The organism is Gemella parahaemolysans, from assembly GCF_053758945.1.
This window is the reverse complement of record NZ_JBSMTP010000002.1, coordinates 242,295-261,441: the sequence shown is the minus strand read 5'-3', so window position 1 is coordinate 261,441 and position 19,147 is coordinate 242,295. Positions and strand designations below refer to the sequence as shown.

Annotated in this window: 14 protein-coding genes and 1 riboswitch; all 14 genes read right to left on the bottom strand. The window is 30.1% G+C overall.

Annotation, left to right across the window (positions count from 1 at the left end):
• Nucleotides 1–173 precede the first annotated feature (173 nt).
• On the bottom strand, nt 174–1,964 hold the full coding sequence (locus tag ACWOBP_RS02925; RefSeq protein WP_455337391.1) for an ABC transporter ATP-binding protein: 1,791 nt from the start codon (nt 1,962–1,964) through the stop codon (nt 174–176).
• Nucleotides 1,957–4,110 carry an ABC transporter ATP-binding protein gene (locus ACWOBP_RS02920; RefSeq protein ID WP_455337390.1) on the bottom strand — a complete coding sequence of 718 codons (2,154 nt, stop codon included), beginning with the start codon at nt 4,108–4,110 and terminating at the stop codon, nt 1,957–1,959. The genes ACWOBP_RS02925 and ACWOBP_RS02920 overlap by 8 nt, the downstream gene beginning before the upstream one ends.
• A complete protein-coding gene (locus ACWOBP_RS02915) occupies nt 4,097–4,561 on the bottom strand; it encodes a MarR family winged helix-turn-helix transcriptional regulator (protein ID WP_455337389.1) in 465 nt (154 codons plus the stop codon). Before ACWOBP_RS02915 ends, ACWOBP_RS02920 begins: the two co-directional genes overlap by 14 nt.
• 156 nt (nt 4,562–4,717) lie before the next feature.
• A complete protein-coding gene (locus ACWOBP_RS02910) occupies nt 4,718–6,163 on the bottom strand; it encodes an N-acetylmuramoyl-L-alanine amidase (protein ID WP_455337388.1) in 1,446 nt (481 codons plus the stop codon).
• A 1-nt stretch (nt 6,164) separates the two neighbouring features.
• Nucleotides 6,165–6,617 carry a D-aminoacyl-tRNA deacylase gene (dtd, locus tag ACWOBP_RS02905; RefSeq protein ID WP_455337387.1) on the bottom strand — a complete coding sequence of 151 codons (453 nt, stop codon included), beginning with the start codon at nt 6,615–6,617 and terminating at the stop codon, nt 6,165–6,167.
• 8 nt (nt 6,618–6,625) lie between these two features.
• The gene (locus ACWOBP_RS02900; protein ID WP_455337386.1) at nt 6,626–8,803 is read right to left on the bottom strand and encodes a RelA/SpoT family protein; all 2,178 of its coding nucleotides are present in this window, start codon (nt 8,801–8,803) and stop codon (nt 6,626–6,628) included.
• 393 nt (nt 8,804–9,196) lie between these two features.
• Complete coding sequence (locus ACWOBP_RS02895; RefSeq protein WP_455337385.1) at nt 9,197–10,693, bottom strand: amino acid permease; 1,497 nt, start codon at nt 10,691–10,693, stop codon at nt 9,197–9,199.
• A gap of 87 nt (nt 10,694–10,780) precedes the next feature.
• Nucleotides 10,781–10,959, bottom strand: a riboswitch (Lysine riboswitch).
• A gap of 364 nt (nt 10,960–11,323) precedes the next feature.
• Nucleotides 11,324–13,270: a fructose-bisphosphatase class III gene (locus ACWOBP_RS02890; protein WP_455337384.1), complete on the bottom strand. Its 1,947-nt coding sequence runs from the start codon at nt 13,268–13,270 to the stop codon at nt 11,324–11,326.
• A gap of 178 nt (nt 13,271–13,448) precedes the next feature.
• Nucleotides 13,449–14,612: an ATP-grasp domain-containing protein gene (locus ACWOBP_RS02885; protein WP_455337383.1), complete on the bottom strand. Its 1,164-nt coding sequence runs from the start codon at nt 14,610–14,612 to the stop codon at nt 13,449–13,451.
• A gap of 25 nt (nt 14,613–14,637) precedes the next feature.
• Nucleotides 14,638–15,378 (bottom strand): esterase family protein, encoded by a 741-nt coding sequence (locus tag ACWOBP_RS02880; protein ID WP_455337382.1) that lies wholly within the window; start codon nt 15,376–15,378, stop codon nt 14,638–14,640.
• Nucleotides 15,379–15,408: 30 nt separating this feature from the next.
• The gene (locus tag ACWOBP_RS02875) at nt 15,409–16,239 is read right to left on the bottom strand and encodes an alpha/beta hydrolase (RefSeq protein ID WP_455337381.1); all 831 of its coding nucleotides are present in this window, start codon (nt 16,237–16,239) and stop codon (nt 15,409–15,411) included.
• Between the two features lie 324 nt (nt 16,240–16,563).
• Nucleotides 16,564–17,730: a D-alanyl-lipoteichoic acid biosynthesis protein DltD gene (dltD, locus tag ACWOBP_RS02870; protein WP_455337380.1), complete on the bottom strand. Its 1,167-nt coding sequence runs from the start codon at nt 17,728–17,730 to the stop codon at nt 16,564–16,566.
• A 4-nt stretch (nt 17,731–17,734) separates the two neighbouring features.
• Nucleotides 17,735–17,968: a D-alanine--poly(phosphoribitol) ligase subunit DltC gene (dltC, locus tag ACWOBP_RS02865; RefSeq protein ID WP_003145008.1), complete on the bottom strand. Its 234-nt coding sequence runs from the start codon at nt 17,966–17,968 to the stop codon at nt 17,735–17,737.
• Between the two features lie 21 nt (nt 17,969–17,989).
• Nucleotides 17,990–19,147 (bottom strand): D-alanyl-lipoteichoic acid biosynthesis protein DltB, encoded by a 1,158-nt coding sequence (gene dltB / locus ACWOBP_RS02860; RefSeq protein ID WP_455337379.1) that lies wholly within the window; start codon nt 19,145–19,147, stop codon nt 17,990–17,992.

The following is a 19,147-nucleotide window of genomic DNA, read 5'->3' as shown; positions in this document are numbered from 1 at the left end:
TAGCATGCTTTTTCGCTAACGATCTTATGCTTATGTTTTCATTTATATACTCTAGTACGACTTTCTTTTTAAATTCAAAATTATATTTAGTCATAAAAATACCGACCTCCAAAAAGTTAGATTTTTTAGTCTAACTTTTTGGGGTCGGTACAAATCTCTAAATGTCTTTAGTTTTATTCTGCAAATTGACTTTGATATAATTCTGAATAGAAACCTTTTTGTTTCAATAGTTCATCATGGTTACCTTGTTCAATAATATCTCCATCTTTTAATACTAATATTTTATCTGCATTTCTAATTGTTGATAAACGATGAGCAATAACGAATGTAGTACGTCCTTCCATAAGTTTATTCATTGCTTTTTGAATTAATGCTTCTGTACGTGTATCTACACTTGAAGTCGCCTCATCAAGAATTAATATTGGTTTATCAGCAAGAATCGCTCGAGCAATAGTTAGCAGTTGCTTTTGTCCTTGGGAAATATTTGAAGCATCTTCATTTAATTCCATATTGTAGCCACCTGGTAATGTTTTAATAAAGTGGTGAATATGCGCTGCTTTTGCCGCTTCTATTACTTCTTCATCTGTAGCATCTAAACGACCATAACGAAGATTCTCCATTATTGTTCCTTTAAATAACCATGTGTCTTGTAGTACCATTGTAAAGTAAGAACGTAATTCAGATCTATCCAGTTTTGAAATATCTTTTCCATCAATATAGATATTTCCTCCATTAATATCATAGAATCTCATAAGAAGTTTAATCATTGTTGTCTTACCTGCACCTGTAGGACCAACAATAGCGACCATTTCTCCTTTTTTAACATCACTAGTAAAGTTTTTAATAATAATTTGATCTTCTACATATCCAAATTTTACTTTATCGAATACCACATTACCTTCTTTACTTGTAACTGTTTCAAGAACTTCTGCATCTTCTTCATCTTTAGCATCCAAGAACTCAAATACCCTTTCACCTGCAGCTGCCATTTTTTGAATTTCTGACATAGACTGAGCTATTTGACCGATCGGTTGAGTAAAGTTTCTTATATATTGGATAAAGGCTTGAATATCCCCAACTCCAATAGTTCCTTTAGATACTAATAATCCACCTGAAAATACAATACCAACATAACCAAGGTTACCAACAAAGTTAATCACAGGGAACATTAAACCTGAGAAGAAGTTTGCTTTCCATGATGATGTATATAATTGTTCATTTTTATCATTGAATTCTTTAACACTTTTTTCTTTGTAGTTAAATGCTGCAATAATATTTTGACCTGAAAAACTCTCTTCAACCTGTCCATTTACATCAGAAAGCATATCTTGTTGACTCTTGAAATATTTTTGACTCCATTTTGTTATAGTACCTAGTAGTATCCCTGAAACAGGAATTAAAGCTAACGCAATTAGCGTCATTAGAGGACTTATTGTAAACATCATTACTAATACCCCTAATACCGTTGCAGTATTGGAAATTATCTGAGTAAAACTTTGGTTTAGTGATTGTCCTAAAGTATCAACGTCGTTTGTTACACGTGATAAAGTTTCACCTACTGTACGTTGCTCAAAATATCCAACAGGTAAAGTATTTATTTTTTTACTTATTTCTTTACGAATATCATATGTCATTTTTTGAGAAATATTACTCATTAACCATCCTTGAATAAACATAAACAGTGATGATAGTATATATAAACCTAATACAGTTAGTAAAATCCCCGCTATTTTTTCAAAATTTATACTACCTTCATTACTAATTTTAGCAACTAATCCTTCAAAAAGTTCAGTTGTTGCTTGCCCCATAATCTTAGGACCCACTATACCGAATACTGTACTAGCTAATGCAAAGAATACTATCAAAATACTTGAGATTTTATACTGTGTAAACATCAATTTGATAATTCTTTTTAACGTTCCAGAAAAATTATTAGCTTTTTCTATTTTTTGATCTCTAGCCATGATGTTTACCTCCTTTTTGTAATTCTTCTTCACTAAGTTGACTTTCAGCAATTTCTAAATATGTAGGACAAGTTTCTAGAAGTTCTTGGTGTTTTCCAACCCCAACTATCTTACCTTCATTCATCACGATTATCTTATCCGCATTTAGAATTGTTGCAATACGCTGAGCTACTATAATAGTAGTTACTCCCGCCATTTCTTTTCTTAAAGTTTTTCTTAATTTAACATCAGTTTTATAGTCTAATGCTGAAAAACTATCATCGAAAAGAAGTATCTTAGGATTTTTCACCAAGACACGAGCAATAGAAAGACGTTGTTTTTGTCCTCCTGAAACGTTAGCTCCCCCTTGTGAAATCTCACTATTAAATTTATCTTCTTTTTCATTAATAAACTCTATTGCTTGAGCAATTTCAGCAGCTTTTTTCATCTGTTCATCAGTAATATTTTCATCAGCAAATTTAATATTTGATTCAATATTACCACTGAATAAAACTCCTTTTTGAGGAACAAATCCTAAAATGTCTCTTAATTTATTTAAGCTTATATCTCGAATATTAACTCCATCAATTGAAATTTCACCTTCACTAGCATCGAAGTATCTTGGAATTAAATGAAGTAATGTAGATTTACCACTACCCGTACTTCCTATAATTGCAGTAGTTTTTCCTGCTTCCGCTTCAAAACTAATATTACTAAGCACTGGGCTATCAGCTCCATCAAACGTAAAGCTAACATTATCAAATTTAAGAGTACCTTTTACATCTTGTAGTTTACTGTCATCAATGTTTTCGCTATCTACAACAGTTACATCAGTAGCTAATACTTCATTTATACGCCCAGCTGCAACTTCAGCACGCGGTAGTTGCATCATTAAGAATGTGAAGAATAAGAATGACATAACTATCTGCATTGTATATGTTATAAACGCCATCATATCACCAACTTGAATACTACCAGCATCTATATTTTTTCCACCAACCCAGATTATTAATAGTGCTATACCATTCATAATTAACATAATCATTGGCATAAGCGCTGATAAAGTTCTATTGATGAAAAGTTGTTCATTTTTTAAAACTGTATTTTCTTTATCGAATCTTTCTTCTTCATATTTTTCACGCCCAAAAACACGAATTACAGAAATACCAGTTAATGCTTCACGAGTAACCAAGTTTACTCTATCTATTAACTTTTGCATAATTTTAAATTTTGGCATTACTAAGAATGAAATTATTCCTAATGTTAAACCTAAGATACCTACACCTAATGCAATTATCCAAGTCATTCCAGTATCAGTTTGAGTAACTTTGTAAACTCCGTATACTGCCATCATCGGTGCATAAATTGCGATAAATAACATCATATTTAAAGCATTTTGTATTTGTTGAATATCGTTTGTACTTCTTGTAATTAATGAAGCTGTAGAAAATTTATCAATATCTTGTTTAGAAAATGATAATACTTTATTATAAAGTTTTTCACGTAAGTTATATGCTATTTTCGAAGAAATTCTACTAGCAATAAAGTTCGAAATAACACTTCCAATACCTGAAATAAATGTTACGATTATCATCATGATTCCAACTTCTTTTAGGTAATTCTTTCTAATTTCGTTAGTATCAATACCAACATTATTTCTATACTCTTCTTTAACATAACGAATTCCAGCTTGTTTTGTTATCATATCAGCTGAATTTCCTAAGTCACTAATTGATTTATTCTTTTGTTCAATTAAACTATCTTTCTTGACTAGTCCTAGTTTGACACCTTCTGCAACCTTATCTAAATCTAAGTTTTCAGATTTTGCTCCAGATACAACAGTCATAGCATTTTTAAAAATATCATTTAGTTCACTACGTTCTTGATCATTAATGTTATCTAGTTTATAGACATCTCCATCTTTTGTATATTTAGCTGTGACTTTTTTAATTTCATCATCTGTCATAAATAGTTGTAATTCTCTAAATGATTTTTCACTTATCTTTTCCGGTACAGCATCTTGGATCCCACTTTGTTGGATACCTTTATCGACTATATTACTTGTGTACGTTGGAAGTGCTAGCTCTGCAACAACACGAACTCCTAATATCGCAACTAAAAATATCATAGGTACCAAGAAACCTTTTAAATATTTAATTAGTTTCATTATTTTCCTCCTTATCTTGTAGTTCTTCTCTTAATATTAGATTTGTTTTTGTTAATAATATATTAAAAGCTTCTTTTTCTTTAGTATCGAATTTATCCCACATAGACTTAAACCATTCTTCATAGGCTTTTCTATGTAATTCTATGCATTCGATTCCTTTTTCAGATAAACTAAGATATTTTTTTCTTTTATCTTTTTCATCGATACTTTGGACTACAAAATCTTTTTCTAGTAACTCGCCAACAAGTGCTGTAACTCGAGGTTTTGTTACATGAAGTTCTTCCCCTAGCTCCTGCATTGTAATTTTTTCTTTACAAGATAAAAATAGCATCGCTTGAAATTCAGGTTTTCTAATAGGCGCATTATTTTTTTTATGAATTCTCTTCATGATTAATCTAAATTCTTCCATCATATCTATTGCCTGATGATATGATATTTCACTTTTACTCATCTTCTACCTCCTTTATTTTATAAATTAGTTAATAAAGTTAACTAATTAGTTAATCACGTTAACTATTATATTTTATTTTATATTTATAGTCAATAGATAATTTAATAATTTTAAGAAAAAAGATTAACCTAGATTTTCCTAGGTTAATCTTTTTTTCTATTTACTAAACACCCAAGCTTGAGCAAGGTTATTTTTTATATCATTTTCTGTAAAACCATTGTAACTTGTAAGTTTAACATCATCATCATTCGGATCATTTATATAGAATTTATCGTCTTCAAAACCACGAATAACTTTATATGTTACCCTATCACCAAATACTCCAGATTTTAGTCTAACAAGTATAGGTTTATTATCTCTTAAGGCATTTTCTAAGTTTTCTACCAATTTATCAGTCTCGATTCGTTCAACTTTAAGATTATATTTTTCAGCGAAAGCTGTAATAATCGTAGGTTGAGTTCCTTGATTTCTGATGTAATACTTATTACCTGCCCAAGAAGCAAGCTCTTCTACAGTTGCTTCATCTTTACCTATATATTTAGCAATCATCGCAAGTGAGATAATAGCATCACCATTGTCTTCAATCGTTTTCTTACCATCAAGACCATATGCTATATTTTTATATGCATCCTGCTTCATGTAATACATAGGAACTGAAAGTCCTTTTTGTGGTAAGTTTAATAATTGTTCTTTTCGTTTTGCATTATAATTATCAATATTGACTAAATAATATAAGTAGCCTTCAATCCCATCTCTTAAAGACTCAATAAATTGTTTATTAGCTATCTCATTATTTAGTAAATCAACATCAATTTTATTTCCAATATTAGCTGAAATTACTCTCACCTGTGGTAACTTATCGCTCAGTTGTGAAAAATTAGCTTGTTTCTCAGATGACGAAATTTTTGAAATATAGTGATCTGAAAGATTTTTTTCGATACTTCTTGCTACAATTGAAGATTGCTGTGTTCCGTAATAAACTTTTACTCCAAAAACATCTTTACTACTATCATTAGTAGTATCAATATCAACTAACATTTCAACTGAATTTTCAGCTGCAATTTTTGTTATTTCTTCTTTTGTAGGATAAGTTTCATCATTATCCCTTGTAAGTATTGCTTTTATACCATCTTTTTCTAATATCTCTTTTAACTGTTTAGCTATTTTCAAATTATAAGATTTAGAAGATACTCCTTTATAATCAGAACTATCATCTTGTTTTATAATTGGATTCAATAAGATTGAATAAGAAGCTAGTTTTTCTTTGTTTTGATCTTCAGGACTCTTCTGACCAGTGCCCAAAATACTCCATCCTGGTATCCAACCAACAAAACTATCCTTTGTTTTCACTTCATACCAAGTCTCTGATTTACTTAGCATTTCTACATTATCTCCTGCAGTCACTTTCTTCAAAGTTGGATAAGTATCGTCCGGCCCAGTTCTAAGATCAATTTCTTTCGAAATAGTAATGTTATTTTCGGAATTAGATGACAGATTCATCTTTTCTCCAATATATGTTACTACTCCACCCACAACTAACACTAATAACAGTACAGATATTAAAAATAATACTCCATTCTTGTTTCTTCTTTTTATTCTCATATTAATTTCCTGTTGATAGTTTTTCGTAAACAATAGTAACAGGACCATCATTAACTATGTTTACTTCCATCATAGTCTGAAAAATTCCAGTCTCTACCGTTACTCCTTCTTCTCTTAAAAATTTATTAAATTTCTCATATAGTTCATTAGCTTTTTCTGCTTCAGCAGCACTTGTAAAACTTGGTCTATTACCTTTTTTCGTATCAGCGTATAAAGTAAATTGTGAAACTGATAAGATACTTCCTCCAACATCTTTTAGACTCAAATTGATTTTATCATTTTCGTCTTCAAATAAACGAGCTTGCGCAATTTTTTTAGCCAAATATTTCACATCTTCTTCTGTAGATTCTTTATGCACTCCTACTAAAAGACAATATCCTTTATCTATACTTCCCACAATTTTATTATCAACACTAACGCTAGCTTTTTTTACCTTTTGTAATATGATTTTCATACATTCACCTATTTAACTATTCTTTCTACACTGTATACATCTTGAATTTGTCGTAATTTTTTAATCATATAATCGCATTCGCTAACATTTTTCACATATATTCCTATCGTAATAACACATGTCTTATCAGCTTTAGATTCAGAGTTAAGTTTTTTGATTTCAACTCTACTTTCACTTAATGTTAATAAGACATTTTGCAATAATAATTCTCTATCAAATGCATGGATTTGTAATGTAACACTATAGCGACGCGCATTTAAACTTTCAACCCATTCAACATCCAATAATCTTGCATTATCTTCTTCACTTAAGTTAGGACAATTATTTCTATGAACTGTAACGCCTCGACCTTTTGTTATAAAACCTACAATATCATCTCCTGGAATCGGTTGACAGCATTTAGATAATCTTACAAGAATATTATCTACTCCTTTTACATAAACCCCTGTCTCAGTTACTATTTTTTTAGTTTCTTCCGCATTGAAAAGTTTCTCAATTTTTGCTTGAGTCATCTTTTCTTTTCTAATTTTTTCTGTTAGTCTTGCAAAAACTTTATTCGCTGTAATTCCACCATATCCTATAGCAACATACATTTCTTCAAGATTAGCAAATTTATATTTGTTTAAAGCAATGGCAATATTTTCTTCTGTAAGAACTTCATCAATATCAAAGTTATTGGCTTTAATCTCATCCTTTAATAATATTTCACCTTTAACTAGATTTTCTTCACGCGCTGCTTTTTTAAAGAATGCTTTAATTTTAGACTTAGTTTGTGATGACGTAGCTATTTCTAACCATGAGCGTTTTGGTCCTGTAGAGTTTTTACTAGTACGAATATCACAGATTTCACCAGTTGATAACACATAATCGAATGGTTCGATTTTATCATTTACAGTAGCACCTACCATCTTATTACCAACTTCCGAATGAATCGCATATGCAAAGTCAACAATACATGAACCTTTTGGCAATTCTATAATATCACTATTTGGCGTAAACACATAGATTTTATCACTTAATAAGTCTACTTTCAACGATTCCATAAAACTTTCAGCTGTTGCTTCAGTTTCATCATTTTCTGCGATTTTTTGGAACCAATTTAATTTTTCGTAGAAATTATTATTCTTATTTACTTTCTTACCTTCTTTATAAGCCCAGTGAGCTGCAATCCCTTTTTCAGCAATCTCATGCATTTCATAGGTTCTAATTTGAACTTCTAAAGTTTGTCCATCCGGTGCAATTACCGTAGTATGAAGCGATTGATACATATTCGGTTTTGGCATTGCAATATAATCTTTAATTCTTCCAGGAATTGGAACCCAAAGATTATTTACAAGTCCTAAAGTTGCATAACAGTCAGCTACACTATCTACTAAAACACGCACCGCAAGGAGATCATATATTTGATCAAAAGTTTTATTTTGTTTAACCATTTTTTTATAAATACTATAAATATGTTTTGGTCTTCCAGTTACCTGTGCTTCTATATTATTATCAGCTAAAATTGATGTTATACTAGAGCATGCATCTTTTATACTCTCTTCCCTCGCACTTCTCTTCTGTTTCATCATCCCTACTATTGAGAAATATTGAGATGGATGTAAGTATCTAAGCGATGTATCTTCTAGTTCCCATTTTACTGAACTTATCCCCAGCCTATGAGCTAACGGCGCATAAATTTCAAGTGTTTCACTGGAAATTTCACGTTGTTTTTCCTCACGCATATACTTCATAGTTCTCATATTATGAAGTCTATCTGCAAGTTTAACAAAAATAACTCGCAAATCTTTCGCTATCGATACAAAAAGTTTTCTATGATTTTCTGCTTGTGATTGCTTTTTAGAACGGAATTTTACTTTATCTAGTTTTGTAACTCCATCTACTATTACTGCTATATCTTCACCGAATGTTTCTTTAATATCATCAAACGTATACTTAGTATCTTCTACAACATCATGCAAGAAACCAGCACAAATTGTTGCATAATCTAATTTAAGCTCTGTTAAAATTCCTGCAACTTGAACTGGGTGTAATATATATGGTTCCCCTGATTTTCTAAATTGTCCTTCGTGAGCAACTTTAGCAAAATCATAAGCTTTTCTTACAATTTTAATTTGCTCCTCCGATAAATATTTACTCGCCATATCTTCAACATTTTCATAATTATATGGGTATTCAAGATTCACAGAAATTCCTCCTCTTTCTAAATTTAATCTACCCTACATTTTACCATAAAATTGAAAAAATTTCCTTTAATTCAACTATAATATTTCAAATTTTAGGTATTTATATCAAATCTCAACTATATATAAAATTAAAATTTGAACTACTTTCTAGATTTATTCATAGGCTCATCAAAATAAGGCTAACAAAAAAGCACTAAAATGTAACAAAATACATTTGAGAACTCATAGACGCAGTGGTTTATTAGATATCTAAATTCGCTTTATTAAAGCTTTTTAGATATCTAATAAACTGTGCGGGGGTGACTCTACAAAATCTTATTTCTCCGAAATACGATTTTGAGTCACTCCCAAAAAAATCCTAGCTCGAATTCGAACTAGGATTGAATTTTTTTATTATTTTACATCTACATCTTGTGATAAATCAACTTTATCTAAAGGTATTAGTTTTGTTTTATATCTAATTTTATGGTACAGATAGAAGAATAAGAAGATTGGAACTCCCATGTATGTAGTTAACATTCCGCTCCAGTTAACTACCCCTTTAGTAATAAGCTCTGTATCCTGACCGATAATAACGATGATACATAATACTAAAGCGATAATTGGACCTACTGGGAACCATTTTGCTCTATATTTTAGAACATTTAAATCTTTACCTTGAGCGATAAATGCTCTTCTGAATCTATAGTGACTTAATGCAATACCTAACCATGCGATAAATCCAGTTAATCCACTCGCTGCTACGATATAAGTATAAGCATTAGCACTTGTAAGTTGAATTAAAAAGATTAAGAATACTACTACAGCTGTTGCGATTAATGAAATAACAGGTGTTCCATATTTTGTAACACGTCCAAAAATTGGATATGCAAGTTTTTCTTTACTCATTGCATAAAGCATTCTTGTAGATGCGTACATACCTGAGTTACCAGCTGATAAGATCGATGTTAAGATAACTGCGTTCATCACACTTGCTGCTAATGCAAATCCTGCATTTTTGAAGACAATTGTAAATGGTGATTTAGCAATTTCTTCTGCACTTGCAGCTCCCAATAAATCTGGTGAAGTATAAGGGATTAATAACCCAATTACTAAAATTGCTAGTACGTAGAAAATTAAAATTCTCCAGAATACTTGTTTTACAGCTTTTGGAATACTTTTCTCTGGGTTTTCACTTTCTCCAGCTGTAATACCGATTAACTCAGTACCTTGGAATGAATATCCAGCAATTAAGAATACTCCAAGTGTAGCAAGTATTTGTCCTGATAATGAAGAATCTTCTCCAACAAATGGTGCATCACCAATTGTTAAGTTTTTAAATCCAATGTATTCCCCACCTAAAATACCAAAGATAGTTAAACATCCAACGACTAAGAAGATGATTACTACTACTACTTTAATAAGTGCAAACCAATATTCACTTTCACCGTAAACTTTAACACTAAGTGAGTTTAAAGCGATAATAATAACTAGGAATAATAAGCTCCAAGCCCAGTGAGGAAGTACTCGCATAGGCTCCCAATAACTGATTGCTAATGCAGATAACTCTACGTCAGCCGCTACTGTAATTACCCAGTTAAACCAATAGTTCCATCCTAAAGCAAATCCTAATGAAGGATCTACATAACGTGTAGCATATGTACTAAATGACCCTGACGTAGGGAGATATGTTGCCATTTCCCCTAATGATGTCATTAAAAAATATACCATAAGCCCAATACATAGGTAAGCTACGATAGCTCCCCCAGGTCCCGCACTTTGAATTGCTTGACCACTTGTCATGAATAATCCACTACCGATACATCCTCCGATAGCAATCATACTAATATGACGTGATCGTAAATTTCTTTTTACTTCTGTTGCATTGTTGTTATTGCTGTTGTTTGTCATAATAAAAACCTCCTTGATAAAAATAAAAAAGCATAACTTCTACCATATTTGCACGGAGTTATACTTCACATTATCTCTCCAAAACAAGATATTAGTAGCGCAACATAGCCTTACGACTATGACAGTCCTATACTTAGTTCAGTATAGACCCAACAATATTAACATAGGATTAATATCATTTCGGCGACGTTTCCTTTCAAATAATATCATCAAGCCCTATACTTTCAATTACCCTACTGATAAAAATCGCAACCTCTACCTCACTTATTTTGTGAGGTACATATTCAATTAACTGTTTATTAGTATATTATACTTTTTTATGGTTGTCAATAAAAATTTTAATTTTTCTAAAAATTTATTTGAATATTATATCTATTGTACTGTATTCTACTTTTACAAGAATAATATTCTTTACATCATTTTTCATAAAAAGAAGGAGATTTCAAGCTCCTTCTTTTTACGTCTATCAATTTAATAAATCATTGACTAATTAATTATTCTTCTTTTTTTAATATTTTATAGTTTGTTATTATCCCTAATATCATTAAAATCTCTAATATACTTAATAAAATCTTCATCATCTTTCGCCCCTTTAAATACAAAGAAACCTAAAATATCTATTTATATTAACTAATATCTTTCACAAATTGCCCCTTGTCGATATTCTTCTAATAAAATCTTTAATAATTCAATTTGTTTTTGTATTCTTGCTCCACTGTCAGTATCCGCTACTTTTTTTCGACATAATTTATCTACAACTCTCTTAGTTGAAATAATATCCGTCTCATTTTTGATTGCTTCTTCTTTACTTTGGAATATATCATGACTCATTATCTGTAATCCATAAGAATTGTAAGTTAAAGTATAACCACCATGCCCTGTTGTTTTGTGATATGCTCTTGACATTCCTCCATCTATAACAATCGTTCTACCATTAGCTTTTATTGGATTTTCTCCCTTTGTTTCCTTAACAGGAGTATGCCCATTTATAATATGTCCCTCACTAGTTAAGCCAAACTCATTTAATAACTTAACACAAAATTCTTCATTGTCTCTTAGTTCATAATACGCATTTTTTACTTCTTCATGAGTAGACTTATCCTCTATAAAGTATCTCTCGAATGTTGTCATATCACATTTACCAAATAACGGAGAATATCGCCCTTGCCATAAGTAAAAGAACAACCCGTTATCTTCTCTACAACCACAATAAAATATACTACGAATTTTTTTATCAAAAAAGTCCAATAAGTTTTTACCTGAGTATTTCTTACCTCCATAAGAGAATTCCTGGAAGTTTCCATTCTCATCTACTGGCATGCACCCATGAAGAAGTAGATTCCCATTATAACAGCAATACATACCACCCTTGTTAATAAATAATTCTACATGTTTTTTTAATTTTTCACTTGCTATAAATGATTCTTTTAATTTATTTATAATTTTTTCTTCTTCATCTGTTAATAAGTATGGATTTTCTTTATCAACCGTTGGAAAATTGCATGACGTTAATGGATATTCTTTACCATAAATTTTTACAGTTTCTTTTTCAAAGTCAATTTTATCAAGTAGTGCACGCGACTCTAAATCAAACTCAGGATGTTTATCAATAATCTGTTTTTCTAATTTGAATTGAATTATTGCCATAGCCTTATGCATCCTAGCTATTTGCATAATTTCATGCTCACTATATTTCAACTCATCATCTTTAGAAAGCTTTGGTAAAAATTCTTTACAGTCATCATCTTTATAATACTTTTCACTAAAGTTTAATAAATTTCTAATAGGAATTCCATATCTATCTTCTATAATATCTAAGTTATCATATCTTGCACATATTCTAATTACATTCGCTAATGAAATTCTATCTCCAAGATAAGCACCTATCCATAACATATCATGATTTCCCCATTGAATATCAACAGAATGATAATCTAGTAGTCTATCCATTATTTTATCCGGGAAAGGTCCCCTATCATAAATATCTCCAACTATATGCAAGTGATCAATTGTTAACTTATGAATACTTAATGATAATTCAATGATAAACTTATCACCAGCACCTAATTCAATAATGTTCTCAAGAATTTTATCATAGTAGTCGTTCTTATCACTGCTTTGCATTTTATAAAGCAATTCATCAATAATATATTTAAAATCTTTTGGTAAAATTTTTCTCACTTTGGATCTAGTATACTTCCTTGCAGCAACTTGCGTTACCTCTAATAATCGAAGAAGGGTAATTTTTTGAAACTCTTTATAATCACACACATCGTATTCTTTTCTTATAAGATTTAATTTTTCTTCTGGATAATAAATTATAGTAGCCAAAAGATTCAAATCTTTTCTAGGAAGTCTATTTCCAAATACTTCTTTAAGTTTTTCTTTAATAATACCTGAACCGTTTCTTAAAATATGATCGAAGGCTTCATATTCTCCATGAATATCACTTAAAAAATGTTCTGTCCCTTTAGGAAGCGTTAATATAGCTTCTAGATTAATTATCTCCTTAGTTGTTTCATCTATACTCTGAAAATTTCCCGCTAATAATTCTAAATGTTCTCTAGATATTTTCATGCTAATCTCCTTTTTATGATTTTCATCTAAATCTTAACACACTTCTTTTGGTAATTCAAGAAATGTACACGTTGTCAAAAAGAGTCAAATAGTTATTACATATTATTACTCAAGTCATAAAAATAAAAGAAATACGACACTAACTGTAAAACACTAGTCTCATATTTCTTTTATAAAATTATTTTAATTTTCCTACAAATCTCTCCATCTCTTTCATCTCTTCAAGAGTATCAGCAACAAGAACATACATTGTATTACCTTGTAATTCAGCGAAAGCTTCAGGCATTCTTAATACAGCTTTTAATTTATCTTGATACTTATTTCTGATTTCTTCATCTGAATGTACATAGTCTTTATAATCACGACGAGTTGAAGCTAATCCGTATTTTTCATCCACACTTAATCCATTGAATGTTCCATTAGCAACTTCAGCATATACTCTAAAGTAATCTGTTGAATGAGCAAAGTTATACACATCTACTGCAAAAGCTCCCGCAGGTCGGTTATTATACTCAATCGCTATATAATCATCTTTAGTTTTGAAAAATTCAATATGGAAAAATCTCTCTTTCATACCAAATGCTTTTACTGCATTTTTACCATATTCTACTAATTTTGGATCTAAATCCTTATCTATATAATAAACCCAATCAAGAGTATTATTATTTAATAAATCTAATGGAGTATAGTAATAAACGATACTAGTATAGAAAACAATATTCCCCTTAGCATCTACTAATCCATCGAAAGTTACAATATCAGAATTATCAACAAACGGCTCTAAAAAGTAATGTGTAGTTCCATCCCATTCTTTTTTGAAATTTTCTACATCCTTCTTATCTTTAAGCTTATAAGTTGCTGATGCTCCTACTCCATTATCAGGCTTAGCTATTAATGGTAATTTTAATTTTTTAACACCTTTTTCGATGTCACCATCTTTTTTCACTAAGAAGCCTGGTACTACAGGAACTCCTGCTTTTTCGAAGTATTTTTTCATCTCTGATTTATGCTTTGTTTTTTTAAGGTCGTGTTCTTTTAATCCAAACACATTAAATTGTGTACGAAGTGCAGCATCTAGTTCCATCCAGTGCTCATTTTGTGATTCTATTCTATCAATGTGCCCATGTTTGTGATATAAGAATGCAACAGCACGTTTTACTTCATCAACATCATCAAGACTATTAACTCTAAAATACTCAGTTAAAGCTTCTTTAAGTCTTTGATCAAGTTGTTCATATGGTTCTTCTCCAATTCCAAGTACATTAATACCTTGATTTTTTAACTCAATAGAAAATTTTTGAAAATTGTGTGGGTAATACGGTGATATAACTATGTAATTCATAAATCTTTGTCTCCTCTTAACTTTATTATAAATTTAACTTATCTAAAAAGTATGGCATTTGTATTCTCCACCAAGGCCAATCATGGGCAACATCTTCGCCCCATACATCAAACCATGCTGGAATATTCTTTTCTTCGAAAGCTCTTTTTAAACTATAAAATGATGGTAATCCGTCTTGTTCCCATGGACCTAACCCTGTACATACAATAATATCAGCGTTTCTATAGTGATTAATAAACCACCCATCATTTTGATTCCAAATATTATCACTAGGTGAATTTCTATATATCAGTTCATCATTTCCATATTCACCTACGAAAAATCTAGCATCATACACTCCGCTAAGTGAAATCACTTTTCCGAATACATCTGGATGTTGTAGAAAAATATTAAATGAATGATATCCTCCCATGCTACAACCAGTAGCCATCATTTGTCCAAACCATCCTGTCTTATGTTTAATAAATGGTATTGCTTCTTCTATAACATATTTTTCATATTGAGTATGTGCTAATGCTCTATCATGACCATTTTTCCAGTCACATAACCAAGATTCACTATCGACACTTGATAAAGTAAAAAATTGTACTTTTCCTTCATTAATGAATCTTTCACAAGCATGAATCATTCCAAAATCATAATACTCATTGTGCGTCCCCCCAGATGATGGAAACACAACAATCGGCAATCCCGCATGTCCATACCTATTAAGAACCATTTCTCTTCCTAAATTTCCACTATAATGACTTAAATTTTCTATATTCAAACTAAAAAACCTCCATTTCTAAAAATACTTTTACCAATTTTCACTTATAAATCTTAAACATTCTGGTAAATATTTAGCCCAGCATTCTTCACTGTGCTCTCCATTAGCCACAACATTTAACTTAATTTCATTTGTTGATAATCCCGCCTCTATTAGCTGTCTATAGTAATCCAAACTTGCATCTATATAAAGCTGTTTTAAATTACCAGTTGCCAATTGTTTATCTGTATCATCTCCCTCATTCGTTCCAACTTCTATATACACTCTTTGATCTGAGACCTTATGTTTCGAAATAAACCTATCAAACTCTGGTTTATTTAACCAATTTGCAGATGAAAATACTCCAAGACACCCTACGACATCTTTATGCTCTAACCCTATATACTGTGAAATATTTGCCCCTAATGAACTACCAATCATCGCTGTATACTCTCGTTGAGGTTTTGTACGATATGTACTATCTATGAATGGTTTAACTACATTTACAAAAAAATCAGCATACTCAGAACCTAATCCTCCTAATGTCAGACCAAAATTTAATATTGGTAAACTTGAAAACTTCCATGGTGCATATTCGTTCATTCTTCCCTCATTGTCATTATCAATCCCAACTATTATCATCCTTGGCATATCTGGGTTTCTTTTTATTGCTGGTATTACCTTCCAAGAATGTCCACTAAATGATTCTCCACTGTAAAAAACATTTTGTCCATCATTCATATATACAACTGGATAGTATCTATGTTCATCTTGGGCATAACCTTTTGGTAAAAGAACTCTAATACGACGATTTTTTCCCGTATATGGGACTTTTAACTCATGTTCTTTCATTTCTAAATAAAAATACGCATCTCTATTCATTAATTATTTCCTTCAAAATTATTATTATAGCTCTAATTCTACCTTATTTCTCTTATAAAATCAATTAATTGAGTGTGATTTCTCTTTATTTTTCTGAAAATTAATTTTTGTATATTATTCTTATACTAGTGCAATATTTATACTTAAATTATATAAAAAAAGAAACGAATTATCACATAGTAATCCGTTCCTCTATATTAAAATTCACTGTACACATACTCTTGGACATTTGAAAAATCCGTTAAAAAACAGTATATTATTATTCCCATTATTACTATATAAAAAAATAATATCCATAGTGTAAGTCTTTGTTTACAGCTTAATTTACTTTTTAAGTTTGTAAAGATCTCTTTCAAAATCAATCCATCCTCTCCAGCCAAGATGCATCGCATCATACATATAGTAATCTTCATATTCTTTACTTGAATAATCCATTACTTCTATGTTATTTTCTTTAGCAATTTCTTTTAATCTATTGTAGGCAACTTGTCTTTTTTCACTGCCTATTCCTGTATAGTCGCTCCACTTCCCATGAGCAGGAAAAATTGCAAACTTAATATTCAAATTCAAATCTTTAACAATAGATAATAATATATCTAAGTCTTCGTATTCCTTAGAATCATCATATTTTGTATTTTTAGAAATATTTTTTAACTGATTGTACTTAGCTCTTATATATTTATCATAATATGTATTATCAATTTGATATTCATTATTATTCGTTCTTGATTTTGCTTCTTCAGTCACTTGTTTACCTAATTCTTCCCAATTATAATTTGGAGTCTTTTCACCATTAACTGGATAGTTTTCTTTACCTTTATTTTTATAAAAATTAAATTTGTTTTTCAAAACATAAAAATAATTATCTAATTTTAAAAATTCCTCAGTAAATACATTTCCTTTTCCATTCAAGAAGTATCGTTTATAACTCTTATACTTTTTATTTAATTCCTTGTTTGTTGATGAAAGTTCTATAACCCTATTAATAAATTTTTCTTTGGTTTCTCTACTAATATTATCATTTTTCATAGTATTATAAACATGTTCACTAGAAATTCTAGATAAAAATGCATCTTTTAAAATACCATTCTTATTATCAAACCATTGAATAGATTGTATCATTACAATCTCATTATTTTTCACATCATTCTCTATTGATCCAATAGTAGCCGCATGTATAATATTTTGAGAGTTTCCAACTCCTACTTGCATTATATTAAAATCATTGTAATTAAATATTTTCTTTGGATGATAATTTTCGTTAATTGTTGTAGTTAACTCTGATGAACCTAACAGTAACAGAGTTCTTGGTGTCATATTTTCAACTATGATATCTCTACTTTTGTACTTTTCAAAAGAGGTACTGTATCTAACACTATTATCATTTGTTTTATAATAATTTTCAATCTTCTTTAGAAGGGTTATATCTAAAATTATAAGTGTAATTAATACCAATACTATTGATATTAAAAATGCTTTTAATCTTATCATGTTATTATTTCCTATTTTCTATATATGAAATTACCTTGTTTGGTGTATCGATTTCTTCATATGTTACTTCTGTTGGAGCTATGCTTAGTCCGAAAATTTCTTCGATTTTTACTAACATTTCTACAAAAGCTAATGAATCCATTAATCCTTCTTCTTTCATGTTTATATCTAAATCTTCTCTTACTACTTCATCTTCACAAATTTCTTCTAACATTTCTAATACTTGTTCTTTTATCATTCTTTTTCTCCTAACTCATTATTATTTTTTTAATCCATGGCTTATTAGTTTATATGGTTCTCCCGAGAAAATATATAAACCTATTATTACTAAGTTAATCGTTATGAACCAACTAAGTATTTTATACCATGTTTCATTTTTATTCTTTTTGTAAAATTTACTTTTCTTCTGATAGTATTCAAATCCTGCCATTAATAAACCATGGTAAAATCCATATACTATATAGCTTATTGTTAAACCGTGCCAAAATCCCATAAGAACCATGTTTACCATGTAGGCATACATTGCTGTATTAAGTCTTTTCTTAAATCTTTTTTTCTTTGTTGCTTCCATAAAGACTCTTGAGAATACGAAGTCTCTAAGCCATGTTGATAGTGTTATGTGCCATCTATTCCAAAAGTCTTTTATGTCTATACTTAAGAATGGTTTATTAAAGTTCATAGGTGTTCTTATTCCTAAGATGTTACTACTACCTACTGCCATTAAACTGTATCCTGCAAAATCAAAAAATAAGTACAATGTATATAGGTACATGTATTTTAATGAATAGACAAATGTCCCATGGTTTGTTAAACCTACTAAGTAGTGATAGCTTAATGTTGAGAATACTATTTTATATAGTAATCCTAATATTAGTCTGTAGACTCCTTCTCCAGCTAATTCTAAGTACTCCGTCCTCGGCATTCTTTCTTTCATTTCGCTCATAAACCTTCTACTTCTGTCTATTGGTCCTGCGCTTACTGTTGGAAAGAATAATAAAAATTGTACATATTCTACAGCACTGATTTTTTCTTTTATTAAGCCATCTGATATCTCTATCATAATTTGTATTGTCTTAAATGACATATATGATATACCTATAAAGGCTAATAAATGAAAATGAGTAATTGCGAATATTTTATTTATTACTAGTGGTAATATTGATAGCACTACTAATATTTTTAAGTGTTTTTTACTTTCTGTCTTTTGAGCTATTAATACTAATATGTATTCATATAAAATAAATCCTACTAGATATGCTACCATTGTCATGCTTTTCCCATATACTGCTGCAGCAAATATTACCGACAGCGCTAGGATATAATATTCTATTTTTTTTCCTAGGTAGTTTATTATAAAGCCTATGATTAGTGCTATAGCTAAGAATAAGAAAAATTCAATTCCGTCAAAGTAGCTCAT